This is a genomic window from Bacillus sp. SD127 (assembly GCF_058566445.1).
Genome location: NZ_CP191226.1, coordinates 2,373,764 through 2,395,020, shown reverse-complemented (window position 1 = coordinate 2,395,020; position 21,257 = coordinate 2,373,764). Strand labels below are relative to the sequence as shown.

General features: G+C 38.3%; 21 protein-coding genes and 3 pseudogenes. 17 read left to right on the top strand and 7 right to left on the bottom strand.

Annotation, left to right across the window (positions count from 1 at the left end; translation table 11 throughout):
- The first annotated feature begins 3 nt into the window (after window positions 1-3).
- Entirely contained in the window at window positions 4-993 is a 990-nt protein-coding gene (gene nrdF, locus ACQVGS_RS12760; protein WP_044155791.1) for a class 1b ribonucleoside-diphosphate reductase subunit beta, read from the top strand.
- Window positions 994-1,041: 48 nt separating this feature from the next.
- Window positions 1,042-1,662 carry a hypothetical protein gene (locus ACQVGS_RS12755; protein WP_095713879.1) on the top strand — a complete coding sequence of 207 codons (621 nt, stop codon included), beginning with the start codon at window positions 1,042-1,044 and terminating at the stop codon, window positions 1,660-1,662.
- Window positions 1,663-1,728: 66 nt separating this feature from the next.
- Here ACQVGS_RS12755 and ACQVGS_RS12750 read toward each other — a convergent pair whose 3' ends face one another.
- A complete protein-coding gene (locus tag ACQVGS_RS12750; RefSeq protein WP_101861257.1) occupies window positions 1,729-2,496 on the bottom strand; it encodes an N-acetylmuramoyl-L-alanine amidase in 768 nt (255 codons plus the stop codon).
- Window positions 2,497-3,679: 1,183 nt separating this feature from the next.
- Between ACQVGS_RS12750 and spoVK the strand changes: the two genes are divergently transcribed.
- The 5 genes from spoVK (at window position 3,680) to glnA (ending at window position 9,233) form a co-directional block, all read left to right on the top strand.
- Entirely contained in the window at window positions 3,680-4,648 is a 969-nt protein-coding gene (spoVK, locus tag ACQVGS_RS12745; RefSeq protein WP_049809927.1) for a stage V sporulation protein K, read from the top strand.
- A gap of 130 nt (window positions 4,649-4,778) precedes the next feature.
- Window positions 4,779-6,041, top strand: coding sequence for a GTPase HflX (gene hflX / locus ACQVGS_RS12740; RefSeq protein WP_095713882.1), 1,263 nt, complete (start codon window positions 4,779-4,781; stop codon window positions 6,039-6,041).
- 17 nt (window positions 6,042-6,058) lie between these two features.
- Window positions 6,059-7,324 carry a methionine gamma-lyase family protein gene (locus tag ACQVGS_RS12735; RefSeq protein ID WP_024121508.1) on the top strand — a complete coding sequence of 422 codons (1,266 nt, stop codon included), beginning with the start codon at window positions 6,059-6,061 and terminating at the stop codon, window positions 7,322-7,324.
- 109 nt (window positions 7,325-7,433) lie between these two features.
- On the top strand, window positions 7,434-7,841 hold the full coding sequence (gene glnR, locus ACQVGS_RS12730; protein WP_491830280.1) for a transcriptional repressor GlnR: 408 nt from the start codon (window positions 7,434-7,436) through the stop codon (window positions 7,839-7,841).
- A 57-nt stretch (window positions 7,842-7,898) separates the two neighbouring features.
- On the top strand, window positions 7,899-9,233 hold the full coding sequence (gene glnA / locus ACQVGS_RS12725) for a type I glutamate--ammonia ligase (RefSeq protein ID WP_024121509.1): 1,335 nt from the start codon (window positions 7,899-7,901) through the stop codon (window positions 9,231-9,233).
- 117 nt (window positions 9,234-9,350) lie between these two features.
- On the opposite strand, the gene ACQVGS_RS12720 is transcribed toward glnA, so the two are convergent.
- A complete protein-coding gene (locus tag ACQVGS_RS12720; protein ID WP_188323755.1) occupies window positions 9,351-10,499 on the bottom strand; it encodes a site-specific integrase in 1,149 nt (382 codons plus the stop codon).
- A 543-nt stretch (window positions 10,500-11,042) separates the two neighbouring features.
- On the bottom strand, window positions 11,043-11,318 hold the full coding sequence (locus tag ACQVGS_RS12715) for a hypothetical protein (RefSeq protein WP_188323756.1): 276 nt from the start codon (window positions 11,316-11,318) through the stop codon (window positions 11,043-11,045).
- A gap of 451 nt (window positions 11,319-11,769) precedes the next feature.
- On the opposite strand from ACQVGS_RS12715, the gene ACQVGS_RS12710 reads away from it, so the two are divergent.
- Entirely contained in the window at window positions 11,770-12,243 is a 474-nt protein-coding gene (locus tag ACQVGS_RS12710; RefSeq protein ID WP_188323757.1) for a hypothetical protein, read from the top strand.
- A 42-nt stretch (window positions 12,244-12,285) separates the two neighbouring features.
- Here the strand turns inward: ACQVGS_RS12710 and ACQVGS_RS12705 are convergent.
- Window positions 12,286-13,167: pseudogene (locus ACQVGS_RS12705) on the bottom strand (thermonuclease family protein).
- A gap of 179 nt (window positions 13,168-13,346) precedes the next feature.
- Here ACQVGS_RS12705 and ACQVGS_RS12700 point away from each other — a divergent pair.
- Window positions 13,347-13,598 (top strand): SunI/YnzG family protein, encoded by a 252-nt coding sequence (locus ACQVGS_RS12700; protein ID WP_188323758.1) that lies wholly within the window; start codon window positions 13,347-13,349, stop codon window positions 13,596-13,598.
- A gap of 86 nt (window positions 13,599-13,684) precedes the next feature.
- Window positions 13,685-14,236: an SMI1/KNR4 family protein gene (locus ACQVGS_RS12695; RefSeq protein WP_188323759.1), complete on the top strand. Its 552-nt coding sequence runs from the start codon at window positions 13,685-13,687 to the stop codon at window positions 14,234-14,236.
- A gap of 14 nt (window positions 14,237-14,250) precedes the next feature.
- Here the strand turns inward: ACQVGS_RS12695 and ACQVGS_RS12690 are convergent, their stop codons facing one another.
- Window positions 14,251-15,243: a hypothetical protein gene (locus ACQVGS_RS12690; RefSeq protein ID WP_491830279.1), complete on the bottom strand. Its 993-nt coding sequence runs from the start codon at window positions 15,241-15,243 to the stop codon at window positions 14,251-14,253.
- 252 nt (window positions 15,244-15,495) lie between these two features.
- On the opposite strand from ACQVGS_RS12690, the gene ACQVGS_RS12685 reads away from it, so the two are divergent.
- Genes ACQVGS_RS12685 through ACQVGS_RS12675 form a run of 3 tightly spaced genes read left to right on the top strand, consistent with a single transcriptional unit; the run spans window position 15,496 to window position 18,420 of the window.
- On the top strand, window positions 15,496-17,295 hold the full coding sequence (locus ACQVGS_RS12685) for a T7SS effector LXG polymorphic toxin (RefSeq protein ID WP_491830278.1): 1,800 nt from the start codon (window positions 15,496-15,498) through the stop codon (window positions 17,293-17,295).
- Between the two features lie 14 nt (window positions 17,296-17,309).
- Complete coding sequence (locus tag ACQVGS_RS12680) at window positions 17,310-17,768, top strand: SMI1/KNR4 family protein (protein WP_015417527.1); 459 nt, start codon at window positions 17,310-17,312, stop codon at window positions 17,766-17,768.
- A 55-nt stretch (window positions 17,769-17,823) separates the two neighbouring features.
- Window positions 17,824-18,420 carry an SMI1/KNR4 family protein gene (locus ACQVGS_RS12675; protein WP_188323762.1) on the top strand — a complete coding sequence of 199 codons (597 nt, stop codon included), beginning with the start codon at window positions 17,824-17,826 and terminating at the stop codon, window positions 18,418-18,420.
- A gap of 331 nt (window positions 18,421-18,751) precedes the next feature.
- Here ACQVGS_RS12675 and ACQVGS_RS12670 read toward each other — a convergent pair whose 3' ends face one another.
- Window positions 18,752-18,835, bottom strand: a complete 84-nt coding sequence (locus tag ACQVGS_RS12670; protein WP_106033591.1) for a putative holin-like toxin — start codon at window positions 18,833-18,835, stop codon at window positions 18,752-18,754.
- Between the two features lie 158 nt (window positions 18,836-18,993).
- On the opposite strand from ACQVGS_RS12670, the gene ACQVGS_RS12665 reads away from it, so the two are divergent.
- Window positions 18,994-19,356, top strand: coding sequence for a hypothetical protein (locus ACQVGS_RS12665; RefSeq protein WP_213418658.1), 363 nt, complete (start codon window positions 18,994-18,996; stop codon window positions 19,354-19,356).
- 202 nt (window positions 19,357-19,558) lie between these two features.
- Window positions 19,559-19,914: pseudogene (locus tag ACQVGS_RS12660) on the top strand (hypothetical protein).
- Between the two features lie 36 nt (window positions 19,915-19,950).
- On the opposite strand, the gene ACQVGS_RS12655 reads toward ACQVGS_RS12660, so the two are convergent.
- A complete protein-coding gene (locus ACQVGS_RS12655; protein WP_188323764.1) occupies window positions 19,951-20,286 on the bottom strand; it encodes a YolC/YozM family protein in 336 nt (111 codons plus the stop codon).
- 173 nt (window positions 20,287-20,459) lie between these two features.
- On the opposite strand from ACQVGS_RS12655, the gene ACQVGS_RS12650 reads away from it, so the two are divergent.
- Together ACQVGS_RS12650 and ACQVGS_RS12645 are read left to right on the top strand one after the other, a co-directional pair.
- Window positions 20,460-20,792, top strand: a complete 333-nt coding sequence (locus ACQVGS_RS12650; protein WP_060398795.1) for a YolD-like family protein — start codon at window positions 20,460-20,462, stop codon at window positions 20,790-20,792.
- Window positions 20,785-21,236: pseudogene (locus tag ACQVGS_RS12645) on the top strand (Y-family DNA polymerase); the annotation flags it as partial. The gene ACQVGS_RS12650 and the pseudogene ACQVGS_RS12645, both read left to right, overlap by 8 nt.
- Window positions 21,237-21,257: the final 21 nt, after the last annotated feature.

Here is a 21,257-nt window from a genome sequence, read left to right as displayed (position 1 = left end):
ATAGTGACGAAAATTTATGACGCAGCAAACTGGTCAAAGCATGAAGACGACTTTACCCAAATGTTTTATAACCAAAATGTGAAACAGTTCTGGCTTCCGGAAGAGATTGCTTTAAACGGCGATCTCCTCACTTGGAAGTACCTCGGGAAAAACGAGCAAGACACGTATATGAAGGTACTGGCCGGATTGACTCTTCTTGATACAGAGCAGGGGAATACAGGAATGCCGATCGTGGCTGAGCACGTAGACGGCCACCAGCGGAAAGCCGTGCTGAATTTTATGGCGATGATGGAGAACGCCGTTCACGCAAAATCGTACTCTAATATTTTCATGACACTGGCACCGACTGAAACGATTAATGAAGTATTCGAATGGGTCAAACAAAACAAATTTTTGCAGAAAAAAGCGCAAATCATCGTCGGACTCTACAAAGCGATTAAAAAAGATGACGAGATTTCACTGTTCAAAGCAATGGTTGCATCTGTGTATTTAGAAAGCTTCCTATTCTATAGCGGTTTCTATTATCCGTTATATTTCTACGGACAAGGAAAACTGATGCAAAGCGGTGAAATTATCAACCTGATCCTTCGTGATGAAGCGATTCACGGTGTTTATGTCGGACTTCTCGCTCAAGAAATCTACAATAAGCAGACAGAAGAGACAAAAGCAGAGCTTCGCGAATTTGCCATTGACCTTTTGAATGAGCTTTATGAGAATGAGCTTGAGTATACCGAGGACTTATACGATCAAGTCGGACTCTCGCACGATGTCAAGAAGTTCATCCGCTATAATGCGAATAAAGCGCTGATGAACCTTGGATTTGATCCGTACTTTGAAGAGGAAGACATTAATCCGATCGTTTTAAACGGATTAAATACAAAAACAAAATCACATGACTTCTTCTCCATGAAGGGGAATGGGTACAAAAAGGCGACCGTTGAGCCGATCAAAGACGATGACTTTTTCTTTGATGATGAAAAAGAGCAGATATAATATCTGCTCTTTTCGGCTTGAAGGTTGAAATAGGAGGACGCAGTAATCATGGGAAAAATGGATGAAATCATCTTGGTCGCTCCGCGCGATGAAGTGTTTAAAAAAGAAAAATTGACTTTTCAAGGCGTAAACAGTGAAGATGCCCGAGTAGCAGAAATTATGGCTCAAATTGAGGCGACCTATTCTGAAATGAGAAGGGGAGACGCAGAAGAAGATCCTCATTATAAGCAGCCGATTCCTTATGTCGTCATTAAACGCGAGGATGAAGTTTTCCTTTATGAGCGGCTGGCTGGCGGCGGAGAATCACGTCTTCACAATAAGCTTTCTCTTGGCTTTGGCGGCCATATGAATCATATTGAAGGAGCTGCTTCCTTTGCCGAGGTCTTAAAGCTGAACACAGACCGGGAGCTTGATGAAGAACTGCAAATCGAAGAAGAGGATAAGCAGGCCATTGTCACATTAGGTTTGATAAATGATGATGACAACAGTGTCGGCAAAGTGCATATCGGTATTCTATCTGCGCTTCAATTAAATCCAGGCTCACATGTGGAAGTCAAAGAGAAAGAGCAAATTGCGGGTAAATGGATGAAAATTTCTGAACTAAAACAAACAGACATTTATAACCGTCTGGAAACATGGTCGCAATTCGTGGTTGACATTCTTGAATAAAAAAACCCGGTTTCTCATGAAGAGGAACCGGGTTTTTTTATCAGGCATGCTCGTCCGCAAACAGTATTATGATTCTAGGAAGACCATAGCGTCAAAGCCGGTATTCTCAGCTCTGGCAGCAAGGGCATCGGCATTATCTTTGGAAGAAAAAGCGCCGATCTGAACCTTATATAATCCGTCCTTTAAGAGCACAATGGCGTCAAAGCCCTTAGACTCTGCGCTGCTTGCAAGATTGTCCGCATTTGCTTTAACCTTAAAAGCCCCGATTTGAACCTTATATAACCCTGAGTCGGATGTTTTCTGAAGGCTGAAGGATTGCTCTAACCCGTTTGCATGTCCTCTTGCCAAGCTTTGAATAAAACTGCTCGTTTTAAGCTTGTTCGCATCTGTAACCGTATCAATAAAACCGTTTTCCGTAAGCAGGGCAGGCATTGAGGATTCCCTTAATACGTGGAAGTTTGCTGTTTTTTTACCGCGATCGGAAAAGTCGACAGCTTGTATGACTTCAGAGTGAATCTCCGATTGGTAAGTCGTTGTCGGTGCTCCGACTCCCGGATAAATGTAGCTTTCGAAACCTGTTCCGCCCCCGGAATTAATGTGAATGGATAAAAAGAAATCGGCTCCCCAGTTATTTGCAGCATTTGTCCGGTCGCTTAAGCTGACATATTGGTCGCTTGTCCGGCTCAGCAGCACAGTAACACCCTCATACTCATTCGTCAATATAGTGCGTAAAGCTAAAGCGATTTGCAAGGTTAACGTTTTTTCTTGGAGACCATTGCCTGTTGCGCCTGGATCGGACCCGCCATGACCTGGATCAATAAAAATTTTAACCATTCTCCATCACCTCATTACAGGATATGAAAAAAGACGGCTTCTGCTTGTACGATTATCATCCGGCAGAAAAATGAGGAAATAACCCCTGTTACCCGAAAAATTATTTCTCGGGAAAGCGCACAATTCAACAGGATGTGACAGGAAGGTTGCTAAAAGTTTGTCTTCTAATCGGTTTAAAAAAGGTGGTTATTCAATCGAATTTAGCAGAAAGCGGAGGGGAAAATGATGCCGACACACTCAACGGTCTCCATGCTGCTTCGGTCTTTTTACGGACTGTGGTTTGGGAGGTCAGTCAGAACGTACTCAATGGAAATAACGTTCAGACATTCTTTTTGTTTCCTATTAATATCACTCACTCTTGGTTGCATGGGTTAACGTTTATACTCACTCTTTTCCTCGGTGCCATTATTTTGCTCTCCAGTTCTTCATCGGATTATTGGCATTTGTATTTGAAGAAGTATGGGGATTTGACATCATCCTAGGCTTAGTCTCTCAGGAAAGTTGATTTCCCGGATGTTTTACCCGGATTTCTTCCAAAAAGTTGCTGGTTTTTATACATCACCCAAAAAATCCTCTTTCTCGATGATCCGACAATCGGTTTAGATATCGTTGCGAAAAGAAGAATACAGCAATTTCTTCATCATGTAAATACTGAGCATAAAACGACGATTCTTCTCACCTCCCATCAAATTGATGACGTTGAACGTTTATGTAAACGGATCATCCTGATTGAGGAGGGAGAAATCATTCGACGGACCAAAAGAAAAGCTGTCACAATTGACGAACAGTAAGAGAAGCTTAGCTGTTGAAGTAGACGCCGTTCATGCAGACTGGGGTTTACTTTCATGTCAACCTACTGAAGTGAAAGGGAAGTATATCTGATAATTCATAAATTCCTCAGCTCATTACAAGCATATCTGCGCATTGAAAATATCCTAACTGAGGTTTATACATCGAAGAAATACCACTTTCATAGCTGATTGTTCTAACAAATTTGCTGAAAATAAAATCTCTTGGTTTGTCCACCCTGTGTTCGTGAATACAATAAGAAATAAAGTATTTCTCGGGAAAGCGCAGGATTCCCCATTGTTCCCGAAAAAAAGCATTTGTTTCGACACATGATAGGCGTTTGTCACATAAGGCATACGCTTGAATATCATATAGAGAGAACTGAGAGGTGAAAATGTTGGAGCGCGCTGTGACTTATAAAAACAACGGACAGATCAACATTATTCTTAACGGACAAAAGCAGGTGCTGACAAACGCTGAGGCAGAGGCGGAATATCAAGCGGCTTTGCAAAAAAACGAAGCTAAGCACGGCATTTTGAAGGAAATAGAAAAAGAGATGAACACACTGGTTGGAATGGAGGAAATGAAACGAAACATTAAGGAAATATACGCTTGGATTTTTGTCAATCAAAAACGTGCGGAACAGGGCTTGAAGGTGGGAAAGCAAGCGCTGCATATGATGTTTAAAGGAAATCCGGGAACTGGGAAAACGACAGTTGCACGGCTTATCGGCCGGCTGTTCTTTGAAATGAACGTACTGTCAAAAGGCCACCTGATCGAAGCGGAACGTGCTGACTTGGTCGGGGAATACATTGGCCACACCGCCCAAAAGACGAGGGATTTAATCAAAAAGTCATTAGGCGGCATTTTGTTTATAGACGAAGCCTATTCCCTTGCAAGGGGCGGCGAAAAGGACTTCGGGAAAGAAGCGATCGACACGCTTGTCAAGCATATGGAAGACAAACAGCATGAATTCATTTTAATTCTTGCCGGATATTCACGGGAAATGGAGCATTTTTTATCATTGAATCCCGGTCTCCAATCCAGATTTCCCATCTCCATCGATTTCCCGGATTATTCCGTCAATCAGCTTATGGAAATTGCGAAACGGATGATCGCAGAGCGGGAATACCAGCTCAGTCAGGAAGCTGAATGGAAATTAAAGGATTACTTAATGACAGTCAAAAGCACAACAAGTCCCATTAAATTCAGCAATGGCCGTTTTGTCAGAAATGTCATAGAAAAATCGATCAGAGCGCAAGCCATGAGACTTCTAATGGGCGACCAATACTTAAAAAGCGATTTGATGACCATTAAAAGCCAAGATCTTTCAATTAAAGAAGATACCGCTGGCTCGATATAGACCTCTTCCTGTGAGAGGTCTTTTTTTCTAATGTATTTCTTGTTTTCACAGCAATCGATTTGTGGTATACACATGCAGGGTTTGGTATGATAATACTACTGCCCAATATGCAATAGAAAGGAACATCCATTTGAACGAACAAGAAACAAGACAGGAAAAGGCCATTTTAGTCGGATGTCAGCTGCCGCATATCACAGATGAGCATTTTGAAAATTCCATGGAAGAGCTTGCATCACTGACAAAAACAGCAGATGGAACAGTATTGACCAGCGTCACGCAAAAACGAAACCGGGCTGACGCAGCTACATATATAGGCAAAGGGAAGGTTGAAGAGCTGAAGACGCTCGTTGAAGAGCTTGAAGCCGATCTTCTTATTTTTAATGATGAACTGTCACCAAGCCAGCTAAAGTCCTTGGCAACTGCGATTGAAGTAAAAATCATCGACCGCACGCAATTGATATTAGATATTTTTGCGAAAAGAGCAAGAACAAGAGAAGGAAAGCTTCAAATCGAGTTGGCTCAGCTCCAGTATGCTCTCCCGCGTCTGACTGGACAGGGGATCAACCTTTCCCGGCAAGGCGGAGGGATCGGCGCGAGAGGACCGGGGGAAACAAAACTGGAGACCGATCGCCGCCATATTAGAAATCGCATTCATGAAATTAACACGCAGTTATCGGCTGTCATTCGCCATAGAAGCCGCTACCGGGAAAGAAGAAAGAAAAACGGTGTGCTGCAAATCGCTCTTGTCGGGTATACGAACGCGGGGAAATCAACGTGGTTTAACCGCCTGACAAGCGCTGACAGCTATGAAGAAGACCTTCTGTTTGCCACGCTGGACCCTATGACCAGAAAAATGGTGCTGCCAAGCGGCTACAGCGTGCTCCTGTCAGATACGGTCGGATTTATTCAAGATCTTCCGACGACACTGATCGCTGCATTCCGCTCAACGCTTGAAGAAGTAAAAGAAGCGGATGTGATTCTGCATCTGATTGATTCCTCAAATGAGGAGTACACAGGGCACGAAAAAACGGTGCTTCGCTTGCTGGAAGAGCTTGAAGCAGATGATATCCCGGTGCTGACGGCTTATAACAAACGCGATCAAAAGCTGCCTGACTTTATCCCGTCCGTTGGAAAGAATCATATCATGGTCAGTGCAAGATTTGAGGAGGATGCTGAAAAGTTTAAGGAAGCCATCCAGCGTTATTTGCGCCAAGAACTGTTAACGCCTTTTGAAGCGCAGGTACCGGCAAGTGAGGGCAAGCTTCTCTCCAGAATCAAATCCGAAACGATGGTTGACCGTTTTCATTTTAATGAAGAAAACGAACAGTACGACATATCAGGATATGTACAAGAAGAGCAAAGTATCATCGGTGAATTGAAGAAGTATATGTAAGAAGGGAATACAAGGACATGTTCGAAACTTTAACACACGGAGATTTATTAAAAAAAACAGCAATGGAAGTGGAAACGGAAATTGCCGGCGTTCATAAACAAATAGAAGAAATCAGTGAACGCAATGAATGGAGAGTGCTTCAAAGCTATAGAAAACACAAGGTGAGCGACACTCATTTTACGCCGTCTACAGGATACGGCTATGATGACATCGGAAGAGATACACTTGAAAGCATTTATGCAGATGTGTTTGGGGGCGAAGCCGGGCTTGTCAGGCCTCAAATTATCTCAGGCACACATGCGATTTCCATTGCTTTATTCGGTGTCCTCAGACCGGGGGACGAGCTGCTTTATATCACAGGCAAGCCGTATGATACGTTAGAAGAAATTGTCGGCGTCAGAGGCGGAGAAAATTCTGGATCGCTAAAGGATTTTCAAATCGGCTACAATGCGGTTGAACTGACTGAAGACGGAAAAATAGATTACGATGCTGTCGCTGCAGCTATCAATCCGAAGACAAAGGTGATCGGCATTCAGCGCTCAAAAGGATATGCCAATCGTCCTTCTTTCTTAATTAGTGAAATCAAAGAAATGATCCGCTTTGTAAAAGAAATCAATGAAAATCTTATCGTATTTGTGGACAACTGTTACGGAGAATTTGTAGAAGAGCTGGAACCTTGCCATGTAGGTGCCGATCTCATGGCGGGATCTCTTATTAAAAATCCGGGAGGCGGTCTTGCCAAAACAGGCGGGTACCTCGTTGGAAAATCTGAATGGATCGAGGCTTGTTCATACCGAATGACTTCACCGGGCATCGGCCGGGAAGCCGGAGCGTCTCTTTACTCGCTCCAGGAAATGTATCAAGGCTTCTTTTTGGCGCCTCACGTTGTGTCACAAAGCTTAAAGGGAGCGGTGTTTACAGCGAGATTCCTTGAAAAACTGGGCTTCACTTCAAACCCGAAATGGGATGCGAAAAGAACAGATTTGATACAATCCGTTGAGTTTTCCGACAGAGAAAAGATGATTGCCTTTTGCCAGGCCATTCAATATGCATCGCCGATCAATGCCCACGTGACGCCTTATCCAGCCTACATGCCGGGATACGAAGATGATGTGATTATGGCAGCGGGCACATTTATACAAGGAGCAAGCATTGAATTATCAGCTGATGGCCCTATCCGCCCGCCATATGTAGCGTATGTCCAGGGAGGATTAACCTATGCGCATGTGAAAAATGCCATATGCAGTGCAGTGGATTCTTTAATGGATAAGAAATTAATTTGAATAGTTTAAAATTTTCACTGAATTTCATGTTAAGAATCCTTACATGTTATTGACACAAAATATAACATCACCTATAATGAAACTAAGTTAAGAAAAGGAGGAAATTGAGATGAGTGATAACATTCGCCGCTCAATGCCTTTATTTCCAATAGGAATTGTCATGCAATTGACCGAATTATCAGCAAGACAAATTCGGTATTATGAGGAAAATGGACTGATATTTCCAGCTAGAAGCGAAGGAAATAGACGATTATTCTCATTTCACGATGTAGATAAACTGTTAGAAATTAAACACCTGATTGAACAAGGTGTAAACATGGCAGGAATTAAACAAATTCTGGCGAAAGCTTCGGCTGAGCCGGAACAGAAACAAAATGAGAAGACGAAGAAACCAATGAAACATGATCTGTCTGATGACGAACTGAGACAGCTCCTGAAAAACGAGCTTATGCAAGCCAGCCGTTTTCAAAGAGGAAATACATTCCGTCAAGGCGACATGTCCCGCTTCTTTCATTAATCCGTTAGCAACTGTTTTGCTATATACATTTACCTTTTAGAGGAGGAGTTTTACGAAATGGCAAAGTATACAAGAGAAGATATCGTAAAATTAGTAAATGAGGAAAACGTCAAGTACATCCGCCTGCAATTTACCGACATTCTTGGAACAATCAAGAACGTTGAGATTCCTGTAAGCCAGCTTCCAAAAGCACTTGATAATAAGGTCATGTTTGACGGATCTTCTATTGAAGGTTTCGTTCGCATCGAAGAATCAGATATGTACCTGTATCCTGATCTAAATACATTTGTTATCTTCCCATGGACAGCTGAAAAAGGTAAAGTAGCACGTTTCATCTGTGATATTTACAATCCGGATGGCACACCTTTCGAAGGTGACCCGCGAAACAACTTAAAACGGATTCTGAAAGAAATGGAAGACCTGGGCTTCAGTGATTTCAACCTAGGACCTGAGCCTGAATTCTTCTTATTCAAATTAGACGAAAAAGGCGAACCGACTCTTGAATTAAACGACAAAGGCGGATATTTCGACTTAGCTCCAACTGACTTGGGAGAAAACTGCCGCCGCGATATCGTTCTTGAGCTTGAAGAGATGGGCTTTGAAATCGAAGCATCTCACCACGAAGTAGCGCCTGGCCAGCATGAAATCGACTTTAAATATGCTGGTGCAGTCCGCTCTTGTGACGATATCCAAACGTTTAAACTAGTTGTTAAAACAATTGCCCGCAAACACGGTCTGCATGCGACATTTATGCCAAAACCGTTGTTCGGTGTGAACGGTTCAGGTATGCACTGTAATCTATCACTCTTCAAAGATGGCGTTAACTCATTCTATGATGCAAACGCAGATCTTCAGTTAAGTGAAACAGCGAAACACTTCATTGCAGGTATCGTGAAGCATGCAACAAGCTTTACAGCAGTAACAAACCCGACAGTGAACTCTTACAAACGTCTGGTTCCTGGCTATGAAGCACCTTGCTACGTTGCATGGAGCGCGCAAAACAGAAGCCCGCTTATCCGTATCCCGGCTTCCCGCGGTATCAGCACACGTGTTGAAGTACGCAGCGTAGATCCGGCTGCGAATCCGTATCTAGCACTTAGCGTCTTGCTTGCTGCAGGTTTAGACGGAATCAAAAACAAACTAGAAGCGCCAGCTCCAATCGACCGCAACATCTACGTGATGAGCAAAGAAGAGCGCATGGAAAACGGAATCGTCGACCTTCCTGCAACACTTGCTGAAGCATTAGACGAATTCAAATCAAACGAAGTGATGGTCAAAGCTCTAGGCGAGCACCTATTCGAGCACTTCATCGAAGCAAAAGAAATCGAGTGGGATATGTTCCGCACGCAAGTACATCCTTGGGAGCGAGAACAGTATATGTCTCAGTATTAATCTGATAAACCTTGATTTGATAGGGTTTTAGATTAATAACTAGGTGGTCAAGTCAAGTGGGATAACTAGAAACAACTAGTTTGACCACTTTTTGACCACCAAAAAAATTAAAAAAATTTAGGACAAAAGTGAATTCATGTATTCTTCATAACCATCCACTGATGTATTTTCAAGCTTCTCAGATATATGAGAGTATACGTCCGATGTGATGGTTATATTTTTATGTCCGAGTCTTTCTTGAACAAACTTCATACTTGCACCTGATTCTAGAAGAAGGACAGCATGAGTATGTCTTAAACCATGAATTGGCATTTTTTCTAATCCAGCTTTCTTCAGAATGCGATTGAGTGCATTGAAGAGGGTAGACTTTGGTAAAGGTTTTCCATCCTGTCTACAAAAAACAAGATCTAATTCATGTTCGTAAATCTCATTAAAAACTATTCTATTATCATTTAAATAGTTCATGTGTGTTGTTAACTCTTTTGCTAATGAATTGCTAATTTTAATTCTTCTTTCGGATTCATATGTTTTTGTTTCTCCAAATATTTCTTCTCCCTCTTTAACTTGAAAGTCTAATGATTTGTTAATGTTGATGAAGTTATTTTTTAGATCAATATCCTTTCTTTGTAAAGCAGCTGCTTCTCCCTTACGCATTCCTGTTTCAAGTAAAGTTTTAAAGAAGATATAGTACAAATAATTATCTTGTCTTGCAAATTTAAGGAAGAGGGAAATATCATCTGACTTAATGTATTCTAACTTTTCTTTTTTCTTAGATTTAGCCCTTGGAATTGTTACCCCTTCACATGGGTTTTCTTCAATTTTTTTAAGAGGCTTTACTGCCGTAGCTAAAGCGTTGAACATTGTCCCGTGAATGATTTCAATTGTTCTTTTGCTGTATCCCTGGTCTGCTAAATAATTAATAAATTTTTGATAACGTAAGGGTTTAATATCTTTTAGTTTAATCTCCTTAAAATAGGGGAGAATTTTTGTATTAACATTTCGTTCATGAAGAATGTAAGTGTTTTTCCTAACATTACCTTGTTTGTATTGAGCGAGCCAATCTTTAAGATAATGCTTTAAAAGGGTTTCTCCTCCGTTAATTTCTAAATCACCTATCAATCTTTGCTCTTCTTGTCTTGCAGCTATCTGTGCCTCTTTTTTTGTTTTAAATCCACTTTTGGAGACTTCGATTGGCTCTTGAGTTAAAGGGTCTTTATGTTTTATTCTGTATTGCCATGTAGTTCCTCTTTTTCTGAAACTAGCCATATTATTCCACCTTTCGTTTGTAACATATCCCATTTTAGCACTTAGTTTTTTGAGGGACAATCAAAAAATTCAGATAAGTAAGTCTCTAGCATATATTGAAGTGAATTTCTCCTCTTTACTCTAAATAAAATTCCCATTTTATTTAAACCTAAAAGCTGCTTGAATACATCCTAAATTTAAAGTATCCTGTATATGTATCATAGTTGGTATATCAGCCACTATAGGCCAGAGAGTTCCCTCACATACTCTCTGGCCTTTTGTTTAAAAAAGCTAAAAAGCCCTTTAAAAGGGCTTTATATCTAACACATTATCTAGGAGTTCTGAAAACTTTATAATCATAACCTATTTGTTTGCTATATTTACTGTCTTTGTAGACGTACATATCAACGATTGTGTATCTATACTTTTTGTCGTAGGCTAAGTATTGGGTTGTTGAGTAATAACGAGTTGGTTTTTTGTGATAAAATGTTCCAAACACAGCTTGAGCGAATATACCAGCCCAGGAGTATTTAAGACCAGGTAATCCTGCAGCAATTCTTGCTCCTAATTCAGCTGCAGGTCTATGTTCTTAGAGTTCCCTCTAAAATGATCTACAACCTTCCATTTTGTTGATGGTGGTACAGCTTGAATTGAAATTTCTTCATTCTCTTGGATGACTGGAACTGATGATGTTTTAACTAATTCTTGAAGTGGTGTTGAATTAACCTGAGTGATATAACTTGGTGTAGGTTCTGAGATGGATTCTGCATGGCTAGTTAGTGGAGCCACTGTTGAGAATAGGAGTCCGAGAGATAGGGTAGTTAGAACTGTTTTTTTCACTAACAATCATCCTTTCAAGTTTTTAATGCTTATGACTATCTGGATGCTGTATAATATACATATTTTGGAGGTTGAAATTATGAACTTTGATGACAAAAAGAGTATATTAAAGACTGTAGGGAACATATTTATGGTTCTTGTTCTTATCTCTTTATTTGTTTATGCATTCTCCAATGAATCTATTGGATGGTATGTTAAGATCACTTCTATTGTGATGTTAACTATCTCTTATATTTGCTACGCTTTAATTTCTTTGCAGGAAAAATGGTTCATTTTAACTTTGATTATCTCCTGGCTTGTGATTATTTTTTGGGTATTCTAAATCAATAAGGCTGCCGTTCATACTTCCGCAATAAAAAAGGAAGGTAAACAGCAGCCATTTTTATTATTGTGGGAAACTTGTGTTCTAACAGCAGGAGATGCGAAACATGAGCCAAAGGAGGACAACACTGTGTGGAAAGTTTTAAGACAGTTACTTAAGAAACAGAAAAATCAAAGTTCACTCGATGAAGGTTATTTACAGATTACGGAAAAGGATATAAATCTAGAATTTAAACAAATGATATTTGAGCTGGAGGGCCTGGGGGAAGTAGTATCCGAAAAGCTGCAAAATAAGTATATAGATGTTTTTAAAGCTCAGGGTAAACCAAATCTTAGCATCAAAGTTTGTAGAGACATAGATGGAGATGTAATAAATGATTTAACGGCTGAGAGATGCTTGGAAAAAGAATACCGTTCACAAATAACAATTAATTTTTATCAACCTGCAAAAGCCTATGATGAAGATCTAGACTGCATCACCATGGATTTGTGGTATTACTACGGTGGCTTTATAGGAAGCGGTTGTGGAACATTATTTGATTTAAATAATAATGACTTAGAAAAAGAAATTGAAGAGGTTCTAATATTTTTACTCAATGATTAACAAATCCTAGAAATAAAAAAGAAAGCCACAAAGGGCTTTCAATTAACGTTCACAAGCATAGTTGTCATGATCCCTGTCCATTTTAGATTGGTATGCAGGGTGGGAACTAGGAACTCCATTCGGAAATTTCTTTCTTAACTCTGTACAATTTTTAAACGTTTCTGTTTCTCCAGTTGACGCTGAAGATGCTTCGTTTTCAGTTGTAGTCGAAGTTTCACTTGATGCCTTTGAAGTAGTAGGCTGTTTAGTTGCCGGTTTAGATGTTGTTGCTTTTTTAACTGCAGTGTTTTTCTCTTTCACACAGCCATTAAATCCTCGGTCAGTCACAAAACCATTCTTGCTCCAGATTGAAAGTTTCTCTGACTTTGCCTCTTGCTCATCTTTCCTGAATTGGTCTATGTATTTCGTGTTTGGTTCATATACATATGCTACTCTGGCTAATCCTTCTTTTAACAGTGTTCCTTGAACAGATTTGCCATCGACATAAACGTAAGCTAACAATCTTCCATATTTATCTCGGTGGTCACCTTTATCAAATTCCATTTGCAGTTTGCCGTCGCTAACCAATTCTTTGTTTCGTTTAGATGCATCCTCGCCATATGGCTAAACACAAGAGTCTGGCTTTTTAGACTCAGGAGTGTCTACGAGTAAGTAACGAACTGTATCAACGTTCCCTTTGTATTTAACCTTAATCGTATCTCCATCAACAGCTCTATCTAATGTAACATCCACTAATTTCTTTTTGTCTTTGGAATCGGATTTGTCAGCTGTTTTTTCTTTAGTAGCTTCCTTTTGTTCAGCATCCTTAGAGACTTGTTGTGTTTCTTTAGATTCTATACTGCTTTTTTCAGCATCATTTGAGCCACAGGCTGCCAATGATAAGCTTAAAGTGAAGACAGTAAAGCCTATTAATACTTTCTTCAATTTCATTTCCCCTTTTACAATGTTTGTTCTCTATCTATATCGGTAGATCATCAATAATTATAATCCTGTATCCAATTATTGTGAATTTGATTTTTCCTTAACATGTTTTTATTTCAGTCTAAGATTGATCAGATCATGTTAAAATTTAACTGAATTCAAGTCAAAAGGGGAATGTGTTTATGCTAGGGATTAAAGTTGAAAAATCAAATGAAAACTTAATTATTAATTGGCAACTTTCCAAAGTTGAAATTCCGATCAAAGAAATCAACAATGTGTATCTTGATCCTAATTATGGGGGAGAGGAGAAAAGTGCAGTAAGGATAGGGTTTCCTTATGGCTCTACGGATAGGGTAGTGATTAGAACAGCAAATAATACTTATATTTTGTTCACTACTAATGCTGCTTCAATTATGAGTAAAATTGTTTCCTAATATCTCGTTGGTTTCCTATAGTAAGGCTTCCCATGTGTCTGCACGACATGGTAAAATTTAGATAATCTTTGTTAGGGGGATAGGATATGGAAGAAGGCAAACTTATTAATTTCACACTTGCAGGTATTAAAGAAGCTATTTCTAAGTACGGCACTTTTCCAATGATTCAACCAGGTGGCTTCGTATTAGAAGATGCTGCATTTGAATTTAATGAACCCGCAACAGAAGAAGAAATTAGAAAATTAAAATCACATTTCAATGTAAGACTACCCAAGGATTATGAAGAATTCCTAGCTCTACATAATGGAATGAAGTTTTTTGATGGGGTTGAAATACTTAGCATTGAAGATGTTTTGGAATACAATGAAACAGAAGATCTTCCTGAAAATTGTTTTTTAATTGGGTATCATTTTGATGGCCGTTATGTAATTGATACTAAACGGTATGAAAAGGGTCTTGACTTTATGTTTTATTTGGATGCGATTGATCATTTCGATGAAGCTATTGAGGTTGCTCCAAATTTTGAAATTTGGTTAGACCGGTTGGTAAGCTCTAATGGATTTAAATACTGGGAAATAAACAAAGATGTTAAGCTGTATTATGAAAATATGGATTTAGAAGAGACTCCCTATGATTAGGAGTCTCTTTTATATTAATACGCTCTCCACCAAGGATTAACTTCACTTCTATGAAAGGCGCTATCTAAAGGAACTAAGTTGCTAGTTGAGTTTCCGCCACCATATTCTCTAGGCAATTGATGGTGTATTTCAAACTTTGACCAAGTTTTTTTCCCGTACTTTTTCTCATACCATGCTCGATATGCTTTTCTTTCTTTATTTCCCCAGTCAACTTTTTTCTTAACTTTCTTAAAGTACACGTTCGCAGGTGCAAGCAAGTCTAAGCCTGATTGTTTATCTGTATAAACAGGAAAGAAAGTACCTTTTTTATTGGTTAAGTACAAACCTTCAGTCCATGTTAGAGTTCGAAGTGTAGGAGGTTTTCCTGCCCATGTTGCAATGGCGCTACCTGAATATTTCCAAAAAGAAGTATAGTTAACGTTAAGAAGCTGATGTACTTCTGCCCCTTTCTTAATCTGTCCTCCAACAAAGGTTTTTCTAATAACATGTGGACACGTGAATTGCTTGTTATAGTAGCCACTTTTACATAGCGCTTGTTGAACTTCAAGTGTAGCAGGGCGAACCCCAACGACTTTTGAAATCTCTACTCCATGAATAACTTTGTTCACTTTCCTACCTAAAAAAGTATGGCTTAGGTAGACAACACTTTTTGAACTTTTCTGTATTCTTATACGCTGACTATCAGAAGTGACTTGTCCAGTTGAAATTTTGCCATCTTTTTTACCATATGCAATATAAGTTTGGTATGAGTTTTCAACTTCAAGTCCTTCTTTTTTTGCTATTTGAGTTAGCTTATTAGAAGCGTCTGAAATAGATTGTTTTGAATCTTCAGTTTTTTGTTTTTTCCCGTTAACTGAAGAAATACGTTGTGTAAGGTCGATTCCTTGGATACTTGTTTTGTTAGATGATTCACTTGCAGCTACTTTCTTTTCATGTGTGAAGAGCCCGGAAAGGAGTAAACCAACAGTTAGAGCGGTTAATCCAAAGCATTTTAAAAACTTTTTCATAAACAATCATCTCCTTTTTCTGCGTTACATTACAAATGAATAATTAATGAGTGTTAAATTGTTGAAAATAATTACATATTATCCCACCTTCAGACAGGATCATATCAAATGACCTAAAAAATTACAATTGATTTTTAGAGAGTTAAGAAACATTTAAAGTTCTAAATTCCTAGGTTAATTGGTTGTGTGTTAGGTGCTAACATGGGGATTTGTGGTAAAATTTATATGGAGTAAGCATGAAAGGAGAATGATATGAAGGTTTTTGAAGCTGATTCACTACTCTCTGAAGCGGATAAAAGAACCAAAGAGTATAAGGAACTAAGGTCGCAAATGGTGAAGCTCAAAAAAGCGTTTAAAGACGTAGCTGACCTAGATGACAGTGAGTTTTCCGGCAAGGGCGCTAACAATATCAAAGCGTTTTATCATGATCATGTCGGCGTAACAGACCAATGGATTGATTTAATTGACATGAAGGTTGCTTTCTTAAGCAGCGTTTCTGCAAAACTTGAAAATGCTAAGATGTCTGATGCTTACATAGAAGAATCCTTTCTAGAACATGAACTTGTAAATGCATACACAAAATCAAAATCCATTATGTCTGAACAAAAGAAAGCAATGAAAGACATTTTAAACGACATCATTGATATTCTTCCTCTTGAAATATTCTCAACAGAAGACTTCAAAGACAAACTTTCTTCTTCAGATGACAAACGTGAAAAAACAATCGATAAGCTAAACAAGCTTGATGAGGATTTAAAAACAGAGTACGCAGAGACTGAGCCAAACGAACAATTCATTCAGCAAGATTTTAAAAAGCTGCAAGAATCTACAGGGAAAGGGAAAAACGCCACTCCGATTCACTATAATGCCAAAGCATATAGAGAAAGTGACATACATAAGAAAAAAGGCAAAATTGAGAAGCATTCTGAAGCTTACTTAAGCGTGAAGAAAGAAGAAGCAAAAGAACGAGAAATTAAAGAATTGAAAAAGAAACTTAATGATGGTGTGTCTGATCCTGATGAATATTTAGAGATTGCTAAGAAAGTAGGGTACGAGAATCTCGAGCCAGCTCAAGTACAACTTGCAGTGCAAATTGAACAAGCGAAGCAGCTAGAGGGAGCCGGAGAAATCACCTGGGATATCGTAAAAGGTGTTGGAGTAGGCTTATATGATGTAGGAAAAGACACTGTAACCGGCATATGGGATTTCATCACCGATCCAGGAGAAACACTCTCAGCGCTGGGCAATGCAGTTCTTCATCCAGTAAAAACATATGATGCTATATCTGCTGCAATTGAAGAGTCATATCAAAAAGATATGGTGAATGGAGATGCCTATTCTAGATCAAGATGGGTGACGTATGCTGTTGGTTCAGTGGCTGTAGCTGTTGTTGGAACAAAAGGTGCAGGAGCCATTAACAAAGCAGATGCAGCGGGGAAGGTCATAAACAAAGCAAGTCAAGCAGGGAAGAAAATTAAGGACGTCAAGATTCCAGATTTGCTTCCGTATAACTCTAAATATAATCTTGCGATGGCAGGGGACGTGCCATACAATGTGGTTGATAGCCAAAACCTTAAAAATGAACTTTTAACTAACGCTAAGAAATTAGACGAGAGCAGAAAGCCATTTACTGGAGAGAAAATAAATGTTCCTTGGTTAAATAAAGAAAAATATGAAGCATACGAAATAGACGGAAAAGTAAAAGCTAAAGGTGAAATTAGGGATGTAAGTCGAAGAGTATATACAATGAAAGATATTGATATCAATCAAAAAAATCGAAAAGGCCTCACGAATCTTCAGCTAATGAAAAATGGAAATGCGCCATTTGCCAAAGATGGCACGCAAATAAATTTACATCACTTAATTCAAGAAGAGCCTGGTACTATGCTGGAGATACCTGAAAGCTGGCATAATAAGTACAGTGATGTTTTGCATGGATTAAAAGGGAATGGACAGAGTTTTAGAAATGATCCAGTACTTGATAAACAATATAAAAGTTTCAGAAGAAGGTATTGGAGATGGAGAGCTCAGCAATTTGAGAACCAAGAATAAGAGGTGAAAGTTTAATGGATTATTCGAAAATAAAAACTTTCTTTGATGAAAATAAAGAAAATTCAATTCTCACGGGAGGAGTCACTGAGGAGCAGATTAGAGAAATAGAAGAGGATCTCAATGTAACCCTTCCAGACAGCTATAAGTGGTTTTTAACTGAGTATGGTTCAGGGGGAGCATATGGAACAATGATACTCGGATATGACTCTCACGGTGCTGAAGTTGTAGAACAGACTAATGAATATAAAAAATATTATAACCTTTCCGATGGTCTTGTAGTGATCGAATATGTAGATGAATTTTCTTATTGTCTTGACACTAACAAGATGAAAAATGGTGAATGCCCTGTCATTCTTTGGGACAACCAAGAGGGATATGGTAAACAAGTTGGTAGTACATTTCTTGAGTTTTTAATAGAAGAACTTGAAGAAGCGAAAGACGACTGGATCGATGATGAGGATTGGGATGATTAAAACTAAAAAGAAGGTCTATAACTTGTTTTTCCATAGCATATGAAGGAGTATTAAAATGAGCTTCACTAAGATCGAACAAAAGTTGAAAGAGTTTACGATTGATGCTGGCACAGATCCTAGTATTAATACAAATGAACAACTCAAAGAGCTTGAAATGAACATAAGCAATCAATTACCTTTAGATTATAAGGACTTTTTGAAGAAATATGGAGGATGTTATCTGGAAAGTAAAAAAACAACAGATGAGATTGAGTATGACGTTTGCTATAAACCTATAGAGAAAGACCCTTGGATGGATAAGGACGATGAAACGCAATTGTTAGAGGGTTTTTATGGTTTAGCGAATGATCATAACAGTCTTCAGAAAGCGATCGATACATATTCTGATCGCTTTCCTAGAAATATTATCCCGATTGCAAGCTCGGCAGGTGGGAATGAAATATGTATGGATATCGATGATGACAAGATATTGTTTTGGGATCATGAATCAAGTCATCCTGAGAAAGACTTTTTCCTGATTGCCAACTCGTTTGAGGAGTTTATCCTAAGTTTAGTTGATGAACCAATTGAAACTGATGATAATGTTGGCAATGTTGAAATTGAGATTTTGGACAATGATTTTGGAAAGTTGCTCTTTGGGAAGGACAACTAGTCTTTATTTTTTAAAAACGCTCTTCTAGGCAAAAGTATTGCAATTGTATGAGATGTTGTAGAAGTAAGCATCCACAATCCAAATAAAATAATGGTTTTAATCAGAGAGCGCATTAGTATTGTAAATACCATTTTAAGTGGTTATAATTAGTATAAAGATTATACGTTTTAGCGTATAAAAAAATGCATTGTTTAATAAGGAATGCATAAAATAAAAAGACCAGGGTGCTACCAACACCCCGGATCTGTACAAAAAGCTGCCCATCAAAGGGCTTGCTCGATGTGGTTTCTTGGTAGACCTACCCCTTCAGGTTCTTAGGCTCAAGGGAGGTCTATTTTTTATTTATATACGTCAACAGGGCGATTAAAAACGACCCGAATGCAAGCATTAGCATTAATGCCTGGAATGTTGACATAGCATCACCCCCTTTCATTAGGGGATGAGCAAGACTCCCTTGAGTGAGCAAACTTAATGTACAGGAAATATTATACTATACGTAAATCCCCTTGTCGTTAAAAATCACATTATATTGACAACAACATTTAAAAGAAAAACGAAAAGTGAGGATTGAATATGAAGAATGTTAGCCAAGAAATCCAAGGTTTGTCCATTAAATCCTTGGAGTCAACTTTTAGTAAACTTTCAAATGCTTATAAAAGCATGACAGAAAAAGGTTCGAACACAACTCTTGTTAAAAAGAGGCTAAATGCAGTAAAAATTGGTTTAGAAAGCTTAAAAGGTACTTGGAATGGTGAAGATTTTTGCTATGAGCAAGAAGTCATATTGACTTCTAAAGAAGTTCTACAAGATATCATCCCATCTATTGAAAAACAAATAGCAAAAGCAAAAGAAGGCAGTTCTCAAAAAACATTAAATGAGAGTCGCTTAACTGCACTAAAGCTGGCAATCGAATCTTTAGGGAGCCGTCTTATTTAATTGTTCTACAATCGGGTGCGTTACATAAACAAGATTGAAGGAAACCCTATTTACTATGGTTTCCTTTTATTTTTGCGTATTTATCAAAATTAAAATTTACAGAACCTTATCAAATCATTTGGGTGATTGTCGATGTTTAACATGTATAAAAATGGAAAAGGTGATACAATTATAAAAAGCTCTGAAAGGATTGTAGTTATCGATGATGAATGTAAACTCAAGTGATCTTATTTATGATCCGAAATTCTTAACATTTTGCAGCTTGGCTACAGAAGGTATGGAGGGAATAATCCAACTCCTTCATCCATTGGCTTTAGTGAATTCTGTGAGAAACTTGAGAAAAATGAAGTAGTTAAACCCAAGAACAAAAAAAGATCACTTGACCTAAATAAGTCTTTAGATTATTGGAAATCAAGATTTAATCCAGGAGGCAGCCTTTCTGCAATGGATTCGCAGGTACTAGATATTATCAAAAAAGCTTACAACTTAGGCATGGTTAACAAAGATAATATGCTGTTGCGAAACGAAGCAGTTAATGCTTACAAAAATTCAATTTGAATTTGAGATAGAGCCCAGCTTAAAGTGCTGGGCGTTTTATTTATTAGAGTTATTTGATTTCAGATACTCTCGATGTTCTTTCTCCAACTTTTCAATATCATTTTTGAATATATAAATCTTATATTTTTCCTTTGCTTCTCTTGACAGATTATGTTCTAAATATTCACGGAGCTTTGCTTCACTTTTCGTTTGATCCATGCCAATTGTAATTGCCGGATCTGTTTGACCAATTTGCACACTAAATAAACCAAATTCATCCCGAATACTATCAATTACTTCCAAAGGGGACTTTTTATTTGCTTCGGTTAAAGTTATACCTGACATAATCAAAACAGGAACTAAAATCAAAAATCCAATTAACCTCTTCTTCATTCACCATTACACTCTCCCTCGTCGATAAGAATCTCTCCTTTATTAATACTACGTATATCATTATTGACCTTTATATTTTATTACCAACATTTACATCGAACTTTTGTTCTTATTTACATTGAATAAAGAACGTTTGTTCTGTTAATATTAGATCAATAAAGGAGTGGGTCGATATGCTTAGGGATCGAGGGACAATCAAATGGACATCAATGATGCTTCCAGAACATTTAACACAACTTAAACAAGATTTGATTGATGTATCAAAAATTGAAAAACCATCCTTAGATGACCAACAAATTGAAGAGATGGATCTTCTCGTCTCTGAAGCACTTGAATTTAATAAAGAGCTGAAATTCAAACTCTTTAACAATGGATTCGTTGAAAATGTTACCGGCAGAGTCCATTACATTAATTTTGAACAACAAAAGCTTCACGTAAAAGACCAGAACGACAATACAGTTTATATCAACATGAATAACATCATAGGAGTTACATACAATGATTGATTACTCACAATTTCCACGTAAGAATATACTTTGTGTCGATATGAAATCCTTTTATGCTTCTGTATCGGCTGTAACAATGGGGCTTAATCCTTTAACTTGTTATCTTGCTGTTGTAGGGAATACGGAGAGACAGGGAAGTGTAGTGTTAGCTGCATCTCCTGCACTTAAAAAAGATTTTGGAATCAAAACAGGATCGAGACTTTTTGAGATACCTGAAGATCCAAGAATACACATTGTAAATCCGCAAATGAAGCTTTTCATCAGAGTTTCAACTGAGATTACAAAACTGTTTTACAGATTTGTTCCTGAAAAATGTGTCCACACTTATTCAATTGATGAATCTTTTTTAGATGCAGGAAAAGAAGATCCTGAAGAAATGCCAAAGCAATACAAAGTAGCATGTGGAGAGAGTTTGGCCTGATGTGTACAGTTGGAATTGGTGAAATACATATGAATAATCAATCC

Bases quoted from the DNA above. Each gene is read 5' to 3' on its own strand.
- ACQVGS_RS12755 (WP_095713879.1), top strand. From the start codon at position 1,042: ATGGGAAAAATGGATGAAATCATCTTGGTCGCTCCGCGCGATGAAGTG.
- ACQVGS_RS12750 (WP_101861257.1), bottom strand. From the start codon at position 2,496: ATGGTTAAAATTTTTATTGATCCAGGTCATGGCGGGTCCGATCCAGGC.
- spoVK (WP_049809927.1), top strand. From the start codon at position 3,680: ATGTTGGAGCGCGCTGTGACTTATAAAAACAACGGACAGATCAACATT.
- ACQVGS_RS12735 (WP_024121508.1), top strand. From the start codon at position 6,059: ATGTTCGAAACTTTAACACACGGAGATTTATTAAAAAAAACAGCAATG.
- glnR (WP_491830280.1), top strand. From the start codon at position 7,434: ATGAGTGATAACATTCGCCGCTCAATGCCTTTATTTCCAATAGGAATT.
- glnA (WP_024121509.1), top strand. From the start codon at position 7,899: ATGGCAAAGTATACAAGAGAAGATATCGTAAAATTAGTAAATGAGGAA.
- ACQVGS_RS12720 (WP_188323755.1), bottom strand. From the start codon at position 10,499: ATGGCTAGTTTCAGAAAAAGAGGAACTACATGGCAATACAGAATAAAA.
- ACQVGS_RS12700 (WP_188323758.1), top strand. From the start codon at position 13,347: ATGCTAGGGATTAAAGTTGAAAAATCAAATGAAAACTTAATTATTAAT.
- ACQVGS_RS12695 (WP_188323759.1), top strand. From the start codon at position 13,685: ATGGAAGAAGGCAAACTTATTAATTTCACACTTGCAGGTATTAAAGAA.
- ACQVGS_RS12690 (WP_491830279.1), bottom strand. From the start codon at position 15,243: ATGAAAAAGTTTTTAAAATGCTTTGGATTAACCGCTCTAACTGTTGGT.
- ACQVGS_RS12685 (WP_491830278.1), top strand. From the start codon at position 15,496: ATGAAGGTTTTTGAAGCTGATTCACTACTCTCTGAAGCGGATAAAAGA.
- ACQVGS_RS12680 (WP_015417527.1), top strand. From the start codon at position 17,310: ATGGATTATTCGAAAATAAAAACTTTCTTTGATGAAAATAAAGAAAAT.
- ACQVGS_RS12675 (WP_188323762.1), top strand. From the start codon at position 17,824: ATGAGCTTCACTAAGATCGAACAAAAGTTGAAAGAGTTTACGATTGAT.
- ACQVGS_RS12670 (WP_106033591.1), bottom strand. From the start codon at position 18,835: ATGTCAACATTCCAGGCATTAATGCTAATGCTTGCATTCGGGTCGTTT.
- ACQVGS_RS12665 (WP_213418658.1), top strand. From the start codon at position 18,994: ATGAAGAATGTTAGCCAAGAAATCCAAGGTTTGTCCATTAAATCCTTG.
- ACQVGS_RS12655 (WP_188323764.1), bottom strand. From the start codon at position 20,286: ATGAAGAAGAGGTTAATTGGATTTTTGATTTTAGTTCCTGTTTTGATT.
- ACQVGS_RS12650 (WP_060398795.1), top strand. From the start codon at position 20,460: ATGCTTAGGGATCGAGGGACAATCAAATGGACATCAATGATGCTTCCA.